The organism is Pseudoalteromonas sp. NZS37 (assembly GCF_015864265.1).
GTDB classification, from domain to species: domain Bacteria; phylum Pseudomonadota; class Gammaproteobacteria; order Enterobacterales; family Alteromonadaceae; genus Pseudoalteromonas; species Pseudoalteromonas arctica.
In genome coordinates, this window is sequence record NZ_JADYXL010000003.1 from 455,297 (window position 1) to 470,621 (window position 15,325).

Sequence of the window (15,325 nt, forward strand, 5' to 3'; positions counted from 1 at the left end):
CGATTCAATGGATGCTCTTTCGCAGTTGTTTTACCTGCATGGTATTGGCTTTGAATTCACTAAGTATACAGGTGAACAGGTGTTTTTTAGCGAAGACACGCGTAAACGTGCTTTGCAATGTTGCGGTGTTGATACAAATAACGAAGCCGAAATAACTCAACTAACTTATGATTTAGATGCATCGCTTTGGCTGGATTTAGTACCCAGTGTGAGTTTGGTTGACCAAAAAAAATGCGCTTTAAAGCTTCGTATAGACGAACGTCAGCAGTATTTAGCCGCCAACATTAATGTCCCTTCTCTTGGGATTAATATAGCGGTTGAGAACCTTTATAATTTGGCAGTTACAGGTGAATATTACTTACATGGCGTTCGCTATATTGAGCTGGCACTACCCATAGAAACTATGCCAATTGGCTATCATGACGCTAATGTTCAGGTAGGTGAGCAACACGCTATTACACAAATTTGGTGCGTGCCTGAGCAAGTCTATCAAGTTGAAGACACAAAGCGCACAGGGTTATCTATTCAGCTTTACACATTAAAAAATAAAGCGCATTTAGGTATTGGCGACTTTGACGATTTACTAACGCTTACAAAATTATGCAGCTCGCAAAATATGGATTACATATTACTTAATCCACTGCATTTGTTATTTGCTGATATGCCAGAGCGTGCAAGCCCTTATAGCCCTAGTAGTCGGGCTTTATTAAACCCTCTTTATATTTCTATAGTATTAAGCGAAGACGCACAAAATAACACAGTTCTGCATGACCTCATGCAACGAGACGATGTAATTACACTTATAAAAAGTAATGATCAATTTATAGATTATGAAAATGTAAGCCATATAAAGTATGCGTTATTTGAAGCGCTTTATAATCAGTTTGAATTAACGGCAAGTGATGAGCGTCGCCAAGCGTTTACTGATTTTTGTAATACTCATTCAACTACGTTAAATACCCTCGAATCAGATAACTTAACATTTGATTATTACCTGCAGTGGCAAGCGCATACGCAATTGGCACTGTGTCAACAAAGTTGTGCAGAGCGAGGTATGGCTATTGGCTTAATCAATGATTTAGCTGTTGGTTGTGCGGGTGATGGGGCCGAGTTTAAAAATCAAAAGCCACTGTTTAGCCAAGGTGCAAGTGTAGGTGCTCCACCAGATCCATGGGCCGAAGCTGGCCAAAACTGGGGGCTTCCAGCACTAAATCCTCAAAGTCTTAGTAATAATCACTACCAATTCTATCGCTCGCTCATTCGCGCAAACATGCAAAATGTAGGTGGACTTAGAATTGACCACGTAATGGCTATTAGGCGCCTATGGTGGTGCTTTGAAAGCAATAGTGAACAAGATGGCTGTTATGTTTACTACCCGTTTGAGCACTTACTCGCCATTTTAAAAATTGAATCACATATTAATCAGAGTATTGTTATTGGAGAAGATTTAGGCGTTGTGCCGCCAGAGGTAAGGCAGGCTTTGGCATCTAGCGGTATTTTTTCTAACAGCTTATTTTATTTTGAAAAACAACACAGTGGTGAGTTTTTATCGACTGATGAGCTAGCAACACAGTGTTTGTTAATGATAGCCAATCATGATGTACCGCCTTTTACAGGTTGGTGGCAGCATGCTGATTTAAATATTAAGCAACAATACAAGCTTATTACTTGCAATGAATACGAGCAATTAAAGCAACAACGAATAGAAGAGCAACATAGGATACTACGATTTATTAATCGCCATACCAATACAACCGAGCTTCTATTACATAGTAATTCAGTCGAAGTATATAACGCACTTGCATTGTGTTTAGCAGGCTCTCAATCGCGTTTATTTGCAATACAAATAGATGACTTAGATGAGCAGAAGTATCCGGTTAATATCCCCGGGACAGATAAAGAATATCCTAATTGGCGACGTGTATTAACGCATACCAGTGAAGAAATTTTTACTAAAAATGGCTCACTTTTAGCTGCAATCGATTCAATAAGGAAAGGTTAAATGAGCAGTACAATTAATAAAAAATCTTCAGCGCAGGACAGCTCAGAGCTTGCTAATTCATTACAGGACAGCTCAGTACATGAAAATAGTTACGATGCACAAGTACATGCATTAAATACCGGACGATTTAAAGACCCATTTAGCTTTTTAGGGGCACATAAAACGGATGCTGAGGTTGAAATTCGTTTTTACTTACCTTGTGCAATAAGTGTGAGTGTTACATTAAACAATAAAAGTATTAAGGCGCAGCGCTACCAACAAAGTGACTTATTTATAGTCAAAGTTGATGCGCTGCCCACTGCGCCTTATCAATGCATTGCTCAGTACACAAATAGCAGCACTACCTTTTATGATGAATACAGCTTTGAAAGCACACTTGATGCAGAGGCAATGTATTTATTTAACGAAGGCAGCCTTGAACATGCGTACTCTCATTTTGGTGCACATTTTAGCACTCAACAAAATGTAGAGGGTGTGCGCTTTTGTGTATGGGCGCCTAATGCTGCAAGTGTCTCTATTATTGGTGAGTTTAATTTTTGGCAAGCTAATCGCCACTTTATGCGTTTTCATCCTGCAAGTGGTGTATGGGAGCTATTCGTACCAGGCCTTAAAGCCGACATGTGCTACAAATTTGCAATTACCGCTCAAAGTGGAGAAGTACTCGAAAAAGCCGACCCCTATGCATTTAAAATGCAACAAGCCCCGGGTACTGCAAGTGTACTGCAGTATAAACCAGAACCTATAACGCTCGGCGCTCAGGCACTTCAAAACCGACAAAAGCGTAATCATATTGATGCGCCAATTAGTATTTATGAAGTGCATTTAGGCTCATGGCAACGCGCTGAAAACAACCGCTATTTAAGTTACACAGAGCTTGCTGACAAACTGGTTAGCTACGCCCTTGAAATGAATTTTACCCACCTTCAACTTATGCCAATAAGTGAATACCCGTTTGATGGTTCGTGGGGGTATCAGCCTGTTGGTTTATTTGCACCTACCAGCCGTTTTGGCGATTACAACAGCTTTAAATACTTTGTAGAGCAATGCCACAAAGCTAATTTAGGTATTTTACTTGATTGGGTGCCTGGGCATTTTCCCAGCGATCCGCATGGCTTACATCGATTCGATGGCACCCATTTATATGAACATGCCGATAAGCGCCAAGGTTTTCATCCTGATTGGAATACCTACATTTATAACTACGACCGCCCTGAAGTTAAAAGCTTTTTGATTTCAAATGCTATGTATTGGTTACATCAATTTGGTTTAGATGGTCTGCGTGTAGATGCCGTAGCTTCTATGTTGTATTTAGATTACAGCCGAAAAGAAGGCGAGTGGATTGCTAATTGTTACGGCGGGCGCGAAAACTTAGGTGCGATTGAGTGCCTAAAGCAAGTCAATATGCGCAGCTATAAAAACAACCCAGGCATTATGATGGTGGCTGAGGAGTCAACAGCGTGGCCGGGCGTCACCCAAAGTGTTGATCACAACGGCTTAGGCTTTGGCTATAAGTGGAATATGGGTTGGATGAACGATAGTTTGCATTACATGCAGCATGACCCTTTATACCGTCAGCATCATCATCACGAAATGACTTTTTCGATGGTATACGCTTTTAGTGAAAACTATATATTGCCATTAAGCCACGATGAAGTAGTACACGGTAAAGGATCGTTAATTGAAAAAATGCCAGGCGATGATTGGCAGAAATTTGCAAATTTACGCGCTTACTACGCATTTATGTGGGCACACCCGGGTAAAAAACTCTTGTTTATGGGCGGTGAAATTGCACAGCGAAAAGAGTGGGGACACGATCATTCTATCGATTGGCATTTACTTGAGCACCAAAGCCATAACGGTATAAAGCACACCGTAAAAGCGCTCAATACCGTTTATAAAAACCAACCCGCGTTGTATGAGTTAGATTCGAGCGCGGCTGGTTTTACCTGGATAGATAACAATAATAATCAGCAGAGTATTTTAAGTTTTGTTCGCTATGCTAAAAACGCAAAAGACTTTGTGGTTGTTATTGCTAATTTTACCCCCGCGTCATATGAAAACTACGTTATTGGCGTACCGAGTAAAGGGCGTTATAAAGTTATTTTAAATACAGACGATACTCAGTTTTTTGGCTCTGGCGTTGAAGTAACTAAAGATTCATCGCAGATAGTTCAGGCAATAAATGAATCAAATCATGGCTTTAAACACAGTATTTCAATTGCCATTGGTGGCTTAACAACTATTTACTTACAAAAGGTTGATGATGAGTAACCAATTTGATGTAGCCCCCGGTAATGTAGAACCGCTAGGTTCTAGTGTTATTAATAATGGGGTTAACTTCGCGCTTTATGCGCCAGGTGCAAGCCAAGCCTATGTGTGTTTGTTTGATAAAAGTGGCCATTCAGAAATTCTAAAAATGGCGATGAATATTAACGAAGGGGGTATTTGGAGTATTCATATTTCGCCATTAAGCGCCGGCGCACTTTATGGCTTTAGAGTTGAGGGTGAATATAACCCTAAAAATGGTCAACTATTTAACGAAAATAAACTACTGATAGACCCATACGCAAAAGACTTGTTTGGTGAGTTTACATGGAGCGAACGCCATTATGGGCAAATGCCAATTGGCACTAAAAGCACCGTAAATAATGCGATTGATATACCTAAGTCAAAAGTAGCACCCCCTACGTTGTATGCGCATAAAAAGCCAAACCACCGTTGGTCAAACACGGTTATTTACGAGTGCCATGTTAAAGGCACAACGTGTCGTCATCCTAAAATACCTAAATCTCTACAAGGAAAGTTTTTAGGGTTAAGTCACCCAAGCTTTATTGAGCACTTACAAAGCTTTGGCGTTACAGCAGTTGAGCTTTTACCTGTTCATTCTTTTATTAGTGAGCAATTTTTAACAGGAAAAGGGCTGCAAAACTATTGGGGTTATAACACGCTTAACTTTTTTACCCCTCATAAAGACTATTTAGTAAACGACGATATAAACGAGTTTAAGCAAATGGTGCGCGAGCTTCATGCTGCCGACATAGAAGTTATTTTAGATGTTGTTTATAACCATACCGCAGAGGCGGGGGCCGATGGCCCTATATTATCGCTAAGAGGCTTTGATAACTTAGCGTATTACCGCACAGTAGAGGGTCAGCCTAATGTATATATAAACGATACCGGCTGTGGGAATACCATAAATATTGATCACCCTAAAACACTGCAACTTGTACTTGATAGCCTTCGTTATTGGGTTGAGGTAATGGGAGTTGATGGATTTAGGTTTGATTTAGCGACCATTTTAGGGCGCTCAAAAGCAGGCTTTAGCTCTGCACATACTTTTTTACAAGCAGTAGCCCAAGACCCTGTGCTTAATAAGGTTAAGCTAATAAGTGAACCTTGGGATATAGGTCCTGGCGGCTATCAACTTGGGGCGTTTCCGCCGCCATGGCGAGAATGGAACGATCAATACCGCGATGTAATTAGACGTTTTTGGCAAAGTGAAACGGGCATAATTGCCAACGTTGCAAAACGTTTGCATGGATCGTTTGATATTTTTGAGCACAGCCAACGTGGACCACTTAATAGCATTAACTTTATAACGAGTCATGATGGTTTCACGCTTGCCGATTTAGTGAGTTATGAAGAAAAGCATAACGAAGCCAATGGTGAGCAAAACAGAGATGGGCACAGTGCAAATCACTCGTTCAACTGTGGAGTAGAAGGCTTTACCAGTGACTCAAAAATAAACGTACTGCGTTTGCAACAACAAAAGAACTTTTTGCTTACTTTGATATTCTCAAAAGGTGTTCCCATGATTGCCGCTGGCAGCGAAATGGCGCACTCTCAAGGGGGTAATAACAATGCTTATTGCCAAAATAATCGCACTAGCTGGCTTGCCTGGAAAGATTCTCAGCTTAATCATTCGTTAACACGATTTATTGACGATGCTTTAAAAATTAGACGCGCGCACAGTGCGTTCAAACACAGTGTATTTTTAGATGATATAGACGAGCGTTTTACCGTTAAGTGGTTTACTGAACAAGGTAAAACCATGACCGACGCTCATTGGCATGAAGATACCAGACAGTTTTTAATGTATAGCTTACTTGATAAGCAAAACAATCATGCATTACTGATGGTATTTAATGCCAGTAAAAAAACAGTTTTTTGCCAAATGCCGCCTTCGCCTATTAATGCGCCGTGGCAAATGGTTTTATCAAGTGTAAATAATGCATCTGTGAGTAGTAATGAAGATGCGATGGTTGAAATTTCAGCACAAAGTAGTTGGGTTTTTAGTGCTAATTTAGAGGATGTAAGTCATGGCTAAACAAAGTGAACAAGTGTGTGTAGTAAAGGGCTGGCAAGAAGGTCCTGTTATAGATGAAAGTACGCTTAAAGATGACTTAACACGGCATTTTTATTATACCCTAGGTCGCGATAAGGTCGGCGAATCAAGACTGTATTTATACCATGCTTTAGCGCTGACTATTCGCGACAGACTTGTTGCCCGCTGCAGAGAAACGAATCAACAAATTAAGCAAGAGAAACGCCGCAAAACGGCTTACCTTTCTCTTGAATTTTTAATGGGACGTGCGCTGGGTAATGCAATACTAAACCTAGATTTAGACGACCAAGTTGCTGCTGCATTACAAGAATACTGCACAACAGTAGAAACGCTTGAAGATGCTGAGCACGACGCAGGTTTAGGTAACGGTGGTTTAGGCCGCCTAGCTGCTTGTTTTTTAGATAGCTGTGCAAGTCTAGCGTTACCTGTCATTGGTTATGGCCTTCGTTACGAATACGGCATGTTTAACCAATCAATTAAAGATGGTAACCAAATTGAGCAACCAGATAACTGGCTGCGCGAAGGGCACCCATGGGAGCTAAGCGCGCCAGAGCATGCAAAACGTGTGAAATTTGGCGGCTACGTGCAAAGTTACACGGATAAATTCGGCCGAGAGCATCGTCAATGGATGAGTTCACAAGATGTATTAGCTGTACCTTACGATGTACCTGTTCCAGGTTATAAAAACAATATTGTAAATACGCTACGCTTATGGAAATCAGAAGCGACAGATGAATTTAATTTGACCGAATTTAATGCAGGCAGTTACTCAGAAGCCGTCGCACAAAAAAACCTAGCTGAACAAATTACCATGGTGCTGTATCCAAACGACAGCAGCGAAAATGGTAAAGAGCTTAGATTGCGCCAACAATACTTTTTATCATCTGCGAGTATTCAAGACGTAGTTGATCAGTGGGTTTCCCAACATGGCGAGAACTTTAGCGACTTTGCTGATTTTCATGTTTTTCAGTTAAACGATACACACCCAAGTATTGCTGTTGCAGAGCTGATGCGTATTTTAATTGATGATTACGAACTTGATTGGAACGATGCTTGGCAAATCACTACTAAAACAATGGCCTACACAAACCATACGCTACTTCCTGAAGCGCTTGAAAAGTGGTCTGTTTCGTTGTTTTCAAAATTATTACCACGCATTTTAGAAATAGTTTACGAGATAAACGCACGCTTTTTAGCACAAGTTGCACAGCAATGGCCGGGTGATGTTAATAAACAGCGTGCATTGTCGTTGATTGAAGAGGGCGATGAGCCGCAAATTCGTATGGCTTACTTAGCCATTGTAGGTAGTTACTCGGTAAATGGCGTAGCAGCACTGCATACCGAACTGTTAAAAGCGGGTTTATTTAAAGAGTTTTACGCACTGTGGCCAGATAAGTTTAATAACAAAACAAATGGTGTTACACCAAGACGTTGGCTTGCACATTGTAATCCCGTTTTAAGTAAATTAATCAGCGAAAAAATTGGTCATGACTGGGTTAAAAACTTTTCAACAATTAGCGATCTACGTCGTTTTTACGATGACAAAGCATTTCATGGGCAATGGCAAAATGCTAAACGCGAAAACAAACAGCGTTTAGTTGATTTAGTTAAAGCGCGCTGCGATGTTGATTTTGACGTATCGATGATGTTTGACGTACAAGTAAAACGTATCCACGAATACAAACGTCAGCTATTAAACATACTTCATGTGATTCATTTATATGACCGTATTCGCCGTGGTGATACCCAAGGGCTTGTTCCTCGCTGTGTTTTATTAGGTGGTAAAGCTGCACCGGGTTATTACATGGCTAAAAAAATTATTAAGCTTATTAATAACGTGGCAGAAGTTATAAATAAAGATCCGTTAGCAGCCCCGTATTTACGCGTCGCCTTTTTACCTAATTACAACGTAACCGCTATGGAAGTTATTTGTCCTGCAACCGATTTGTCAGAGCAAGTATCTACCGCAGGCAAAGAAGCGTCTGGTACTGGCAACATGAAGTTTATGATGAATGGTGCATTGACGATCGGCACGCTGGATGGTGCAAACATTGAAATTAGAGACGCCGTTGGTGCAGACAACTTCTTTTTGTTTGGGGCACAAGCTCATCAAATTGATGATATTAAGTCACGTTACAATCCTGAGCATTTAATCGCGCAAAATAGCGATTTAAATAATGTAATGCAACTACTCGAAAGCGGCCATTTTAACTTGTTTGAACCATGCTTATTTGACGATATTACAAATGCAATTAAGAGCCCACACGATCCATGGCTTGTTGCACACGATTTTGAAAGTTATGTAGCAGCTCAAAAAGAAGTTGATAAAGCTTACGCAGATCAAACCTACTGGACACAAATGAGTATTTTAAATACGGCAGCCAGTGGTATGTTTTCAAGTGACAGAACCATAAGCCAATACAGTGAAGATATTTGGCATTTAGAACCCCTCAATATTAGTGAAACAGACTTAACGACAACTAAAAGCCATGCCACTAACAGCCTAGACTAAATGGAGAGAGTATTATGCCTAATTATGCAAATCGCTACATAAGTAGCCTAACCAGAGAAACTTACGCGTTAATACTGGCAGGTGGTCGCGGTTCTCGCCTGCATGAGTTAACCGATTGGCGAGCAAAGCCAGCAGTTTACTTTGGTGGTAAGCATCGAATTATCGATTTTCCACTATCAAACTGCATTAACTCGGGTGTGAGACGTGTTGGTATTGCTACACAATATAAATCACATTCATTAATTCGCCATGTAAACCGCGCGTGGGGCCACTTTAAAAAAGAGCTTGGTGAGTCGGTTGAAATACTACCTGCATCTCAGCGCCAAGGTGATGATTGGTACTGTGGAACCGCAGATGCTGTTTTTCAAAACATAGATATTATTCGCCACGAGCTTCCTAAATATGTGATGATTTTGTCTGGAGATCATGTGTATCGCATGGACTATGGCGCTTTATTAGCTGAACATGTGCAAAAGGGCGCAGATATGACAGTGTGTTGTATTGAAGTGCCCGTAGAGGAAGCCGCAGATACGTTTGGTGTAATGACCGTTGATGAAGAAAACAGAGTGTGTCGTTTTGATGAAAAACCAGCAATGCCGAGCTCCGTACCCGGCAAGCCAGGTACATGTTTAGCATCAATGGGTAATTACATTTTTAATACTGAATTTTTGTTTGAGCAACTTAAAAAAGATTCTGAGAATGAAGGCTCTGGCCGAGATTTTGGTCACGATATTATTCCAGCAATTATAGAAGAGCATAATGTATTTGCTTTCCCATTTAGAGATCCAAACCAAGAAGGGCAGCCTTATTGGCGCGATGTAGGTACGCTAGATTCGTTCTGGGAGGCTAATATGGAATTGGTAATGCCAGAACCACAACTTGATTTATACGACCCAACGTGGCCAATATGGACATATCAAGAGCAACTACCACCTGCTAAGTTTATTTTTGATGACGAAGATAGGCGCGGTATGGCATTAGACTCAACTGTGTCGGGTGGGTGTATTATTTCGGGCTCTGCGGTTAGAAAGTCACTCTTGTTTTCTAATGTCCACGTTCGCTCATTTTGTACCATTGAGCAGTCGGTAATTTTACCCGGTGCGGTTATAAATCGAGGTTGTAAAATTAAGCGTGCGATTATAGATAGGAGCTGTGAAATACCGGCAGGTCTCGAAATCGGTTTTGACAAAAAAACAGATGAAGAAAACGGCTTTAGAGTATCTAAGAAAGGCATCGTTCTTGTTACTCGTGATATGCTCACTGAGCTTGCAAAAAAGTTAGAGCGCCAAGCGCGTGAGAATAAAAAGCTAGCGTAAAACACGTTAAATATTAAGCACGACAACAAAGCTTGCTCATTTATGAGCAAGCCCACACAGGTTAAAGGAAGTAGTAAATTAATGCATGTATTAATGGTTGCAGCAGAAAATGACGCGTTACCAGGCGCAAAAGTAGGCGGTGTGGCAGATGTAGTACGCGATGCGCCAAGGGCACTCGCAAAACAAGGTATAACGGTTGACGTTGTTATTCCTGACTACGGGTTTGAGCCGCTTGAGCGTATTTATATAGGTGAAGTAACCGTTGCATTTAATGCTCAACCCCATGTATTAACCATTTTTAAAGTACAACAAGCCCAAAATAATGTAAGCCAAATTGTTATTAGCCACCCGCTATTTAGTGAATCAGGCAGTGTATATTGTAACGATGCACCGGGGAGGCCTTTTGCTACCGACGCGACAAAATTTGCTTTATTTAATGCAGCTGTCTGCGAAGCATTATTACAAGGTGTATTAAAGCGCCCTACAGCGCTACATTTACATGATTGGCACAGCGCCTGCGTTGCAGTTTTACTTAAGTTTGAGCCACGTTATAGCTCACTTAATACCTTACCCATTGCCTACACAGTGCATAATATTGCACTGCAAGGTATAAGACCTTTTAAACACGACGACTCAAGCTTAGAGGCATGGTTTCCGTCACTTAGTTATAATGGCCAGCAACTATGCGACCCGCGTTACCCTCATTGCTTTAATCCTATGCGCAGTGCAATAAATCTGTGCGATAAAATACATGTTGTATCACCAACCTACAGCCAAGAGGTTCTTGAACCTAGTAATTACGAGCATGGTTTTTTTGGTGGCGAAGGGCTTGAGCAAGATCTGCAAAATGCAGCAAGCCAAGGTAAGCTTGTCGGTATTTTAAATGGCTGCGAATATCCAAGCAATGCACTTGAAGGAGCAACTCTCGCTGATTTTTATAGCCAAGCAGAGAATACTTTATTTACTTGGATGGCAAATAGCGAGCAGTTACAAAGCGGCTACTATATTGCCCACCAACGACTACAGCAATTTAAAGCAACGGTTAATAATGGCCCATTAGTCACAAGCGTTGGCCGACTTACAGAGCAAAAAGTGTTGTTATTGTGCCAGCAGGTTAATGAGGCTTTAGCTATTGATAAAGTGTGCCAAGTCATTAATGAACATAACGGCAGACTTATTATTCTAGGTTCGGGTGACAAAGAACTCGAAAGCATATTTACCAAAGCAATGGCGCGTAATTCTAATCTTTTATTTTTGAAGGGCTATGGTCAAGGTGTTGGCGATTTAATGTATCAGCTAGGTGACTTATTTTTAATGCCAAGCTCGTTTGAGCCTTGTGGTATTAGCCAAATGCTAGCAATGCGTGCGGGGCAACCGTGTTTAGTTCACAGTGTTGGCGGATTAAAAGATACAGTTAAACACCACGAAAATGGTTTTAGCTTTAATGGAGATACGTTAGCAACGCAAACGAGTAATTTAATTAGCTGTTTAGACGAAACTCTCTTAATTAAAAAGCAAAATCCTAAAAAGTGGCATAAAATTAAGCACAGCGCAGAGAAAATGCGTTTTTCGTGGCCACAAGTGGCAACTGATTATATAACAACCTTATACCGGTAAATCGTTGCTGTACTTTAAAGTTTAGTGACAAATGTACCTGCTTAGGGTTTAATTACTTAGTATTATATAAAAACTAAGAAGTAGGTAATGTGTCTGTATTTGTTGCAAGGCAAGCAATATTCAATCGAAGTAAAAAAGTAGTAGCCTATGAGCTACTTTTTCGTGATAGTCCAAAAAATTATTTTCCAGATATTGCAGAAGGCCAAGCAACAGCAAGGCTTATTATGGAAAATCAATTAAATTTAGGTACACGCCATATTACATCAGGCAAAAAAGCGCTTATTAATATAGGACCAGAATCATTAAAGCTCGATTTATGTGCTTTCCTACCATGCCAAGACGTTGTGATTGAGTTACTCGAAACCATAGAACCCACCGACGATAACTATGAACTGTGCCGAGGTTTATTTCATAGTAACTACAAACTCGCACTCGATGACTTTGTATATAAACCACAGTGGGATCGTTTTTTAAAGCTTGTGAAGCTCATTAAATTTGATATTGCGATTACACCTCTTAGCGAAATACAGCCCATAATTAATAAGTTACAAGCGCATAAACAAATAAAAATACTAGCCGAAAAAATAGAAACACAAGAAGACTATAAGCTCGCCTTTGATATGGGGTTTGATTATTTTCAAGGCTATTTTTTTGCAAAACCCACCATGATCAAACAAAATGACATTGACTATAACTATGGTTTAGTCGTCGCTATTTACGCCGAAATAATGAAAACAAGTCCAGATATAAAAACTATATCTGGACTATTTGAGCTTGATGCTGCACTTGCATATAAATTGTTGCGTTTAATTAACAGTGGTGTTTTTCCTATACAAAGCCAAATATCGTCATTAAAGCAAGCGCTTGTGTATTTAGGCCATGAACGCCTTAAAAAGTTTGTGAGCCTTATTGTTACTGCTCATACAGCGGGTAAAAAGCCTGCAGAGCTAATGCAAGTGTGTGTTGTACGTGCTCGTTTTTGTGAGTTGTTAGCAAAAAAGGTTAATAAAAGCCAGTCAGGCGAAGCATTTTTAACTGGGTTATTTTCACTGCTAGATGCAATCCTTGATCAACCAATGAGCTTGCTTGTTGAAAAGCTACCTTTCCCTGATGAAATAAAAACGGCATTATTAGGGGATAAAAACACACTTTATTATATTTTAAACGTTGTTAAAGCATACGAAACAGGAAGCTGGTGGGCACTTGAACAAGCTGTACTTTTGCTAAATATAGACAGTGCTATACTTCCTCCACTTTACCAGCAGTCAGTCGATTGGGCTGACAGTTATAAGAATAATATTTAACGGATAATAGCTTTAATGCGCAATTATAATATGGACTTTATTCGCGGCGTTGCCGTACTTGGCCTAGTTTACATGAATGCTTACGCCTTCGGCCTTTTTGAATACGGGTATACCTCTTTAACTAATCCTCCTGTTAGCGACTCAATTATTCATACCTTTAGCAGCTTGTTTGTAGACGGGCGTTTTAGAACGCTGTTTAGTTTGCTTTTTGGTGCCGGACTTTACATTCAGTGGCAACGTTATAAGTCTGAATTGCAGTTAAAAAGCAGGCTCTATTGGTTAATCCTCTTTGGTTTAGCGCATGGTTTTTTACTTTGGGCAGGTGATATTTTATTTGTTTACGGTGTATCTGGCTGGTTTGTTATTAAATATTTAGAGAGTGATAGCACTGTTCTTTTAAAAAGAGGACTTGAGTTTATTTTGTTATCGGGTGTAGCTACAGTGCTTATTGTATCTAGCGTACCCGATGAAATAATTTACCGCGATACAGCACAGTTTATAGATTTATATAACCCACACTATATTGATTACTTTATTAGTAACCTCGCTATGAACACATTGATGCTTGTTATGGTGCCAATAATGACAATGTGGATGTGCGTGGGCCTTATGCTCATTGGCATTTATTTATATAAACAAGGCGTTTTTAGTAAAGGCTTAACTACTCAGCAATTAATAGTTTGCGGTGTAATGACCCTTATTTTTTGTGGAATCAGGCTTTATGCATCACAGCTTAATGGCAGTTTAGGATATGGGGTGCAAGAATTTGTAAATATGTTTGCGGCCCTAGGTATGGCTACGCTGTATATTCATTTAATTGTTAAATTTTGCAATAACAGCGCACACGTAGGCAAGCTTATTCAACAAGCAGGGCGCTTAGCATTTACTTTATATATTAGCCAAACACTCATACAACTGTTGTTATATAAAGTGCTATTTACCCACTGGGTGCTCAGTTTTGATCGTATTGACTATTGGTTAGTTGCAACGGCATTAGTTGCGCTGCAGCTCATATTTACCTTTTTATACAGCCGCTATTTTAATCAAGGTCCGCTTGAATGTGTATGGCGTAAATTAACTAAAGTAAAAATTAGTGCTTAAACGCCTATAAATAGTAAATTAGGGGCGAAAAAATAGTGTGGGTGGTTTACACTACTCGCCTTAAAAATTACTACGCTATAAGTGCCATGACCGAATTAAAACGTTTAAATAAATTTATTAGTGAAACAGGATTTTGTTCACGCCGCGAAGCCGATAAATATATTGAGCAAGGTCGTGTCAGCGTTAATGGCTACTCACCAGAAATGGGCGTAAAAGTAGCCGCTACCGATGTTGTATTAATTGATGGTAAGCCTCTTAAAGCCACGCCAAAGCGCGTTTACATTGCCTACAATAAACCCGTTGGTATAACGTGTACTACCGAAAGTAAAATTCAAAGTAATATTATTCGCGCGGTAAATTATCCTACGCGTATATTCCCAATAGGGCGCTTAGATAGACCGTCTGAAGGGCTTATATTTTTAACTAACGAAGGCGATATCGTTAATAAAATTTTACGTGCGGGCAATAATCACGAAAAAGAATACGTTGTTACGGTAGATAAACCGCTTAATCGTCAGTTTGTTACAAAAATGGCGAATGGTGTGCCTATTTTAGATACCGTTACTAAAGAATGTAAAGTAACGCAAAGTGGCCCCAAAGAATTTAAAATAGTACTTACTCAAGGTTTAAACCGTCAAATACGCCGCATGTGTGAATACTTAGGCTACGAAGTTGTAACCTTAAAACGTACGCGCATAATGAACGTAACACTTAAAGGTTTAAAAGTAGGGCAATGGCGTCATCTATCAGATATTGAAATGGCGCAAATAAACGATTCAATTTCTGATTCTGGTAAAACCCAAGAGCATTCGCTTGATACTAATAAGCAATCAGAAAATAATGTACCTTTAGCACCTAAAAAACGCGATTTTCAGGGCGAAAACCCACGACGCTTTAATAATGGTGATCGAAATAATGAGCGTAGTACTGAGCGAAATACAAATCGTAACTCTGAGCGCAGCAACGCTAACACAGAGCGCAAAAATGAGCGCAGTAATACTCCTTACCAAAAGCGTTCTACAACGTATGTGGGTAAGCCAAAAAGCATTAAAGAGAACAAGTCGTCTAATGCTAAATCAGACTCAAAACCAAGCTCGGACCGTATTCTCAGTCTAAAAAAATAATGTG

Annotated in this window: 9 protein-coding genes; all 9 read left to right on the forward strand. The window is 40.0% G+C overall.

The genetic code is table 11. The features are described from left to right. The first annotated feature begins 7 nt into the window (after window positions 1-7). The 9 genes from malQ to rluF all read left to right on the forward strand — a co-directional run bounded on the left by malQ (window position 8) and on the right by rluF (window position 15,321). Window positions 8-2,002, forward strand: coding sequence for a 4-alpha-glucanotransferase (gene malQ, locus I6F47_RS07980; RefSeq protein ID WP_165722755.1), 1,995 nt, complete (start codon window positions 8-10; stop codon window positions 2,000-2,002). Next, window positions 2,003-4,273, forward strand: a complete 2,271-nt coding sequence (gene glgB / locus I6F47_RS07985) for a 1,4-alpha-glucan branching protein GlgB (protein ID WP_197183650.1) — start codon at window positions 2,003-2,005, stop codon at window positions 4,271-4,273. It begins immediately after the preceding gene. Then, on the forward strand, window positions 4,266-6,329 hold the full coding sequence (gene glgX / locus I6F47_RS07990; protein ID WP_165722757.1) for a glycogen debranching protein GlgX: 2,064 nt from the start codon (window positions 4,266-4,268) through the stop codon (window positions 6,327-6,329). The genes glgB and glgX overlap by 8 nt, the downstream gene beginning before the upstream one ends. Beyond that, window positions 6,322-8,859, forward strand: coding sequence for a glycogen/starch/alpha-glucan phosphorylase (locus I6F47_RS07995; protein ID WP_121954772.1), 2,538 nt, complete (start codon window positions 6,322-6,324; stop codon window positions 8,857-8,859). The genes glgX and I6F47_RS07995 overlap by 8 nt, the downstream gene beginning before the upstream one ends. Window positions 8,860-8,873: 14 nt before the next feature. Beyond that, window positions 8,874-10,175 (forward strand): glucose-1-phosphate adenylyltransferase, encoded by a 1,302-nt coding sequence (gene glgC, locus I6F47_RS08000; RefSeq protein ID WP_002958601.1) that lies wholly within the window; start codon window positions 8,874-8,876, stop codon window positions 10,173-10,175. An 81-nt stretch (window positions 10,176-10,256) separates the two neighbouring features. Next, window positions 10,257-11,792 (forward strand): glycogen synthase, encoded by a 1,536-nt coding sequence (locus tag I6F47_RS08005; protein WP_165722773.1) that lies wholly within the window; start codon window positions 10,257-10,259, stop codon window positions 11,790-11,792. Between the two features lie 89 nt (window positions 11,793-11,881). Then, on the forward strand, window positions 11,882-13,096 hold the full coding sequence (locus I6F47_RS08010; protein ID WP_165722758.1) for an HDOD domain-containing protein: 1,215 nt from the start codon (window positions 11,882-11,884) through the stop codon (window positions 13,094-13,096). A gap of 30 nt (window positions 13,097-13,126) precedes the next feature. After that, window positions 13,127-14,197 carry a DUF418 domain-containing protein gene (locus I6F47_RS08015; RefSeq protein ID WP_165722774.1) on the forward strand — a complete coding sequence of 357 codons (1,071 nt, stop codon included), beginning with the start codon at window positions 13,127-13,129 and terminating at the stop codon, window positions 14,195-14,197. Window positions 14,198-14,283: 86 nt separating this feature from the next. Continuing rightward, window positions 14,284-15,321, forward strand: coding sequence for a 23S rRNA pseudouridine(2604) synthase RluF (gene rluF, locus I6F47_RS08020; protein WP_165722759.1), 1,038 nt, complete (start codon window positions 14,284-14,286; stop codon window positions 15,319-15,321). Window positions 15,322-15,325: the final 4 nt, after the last annotated feature.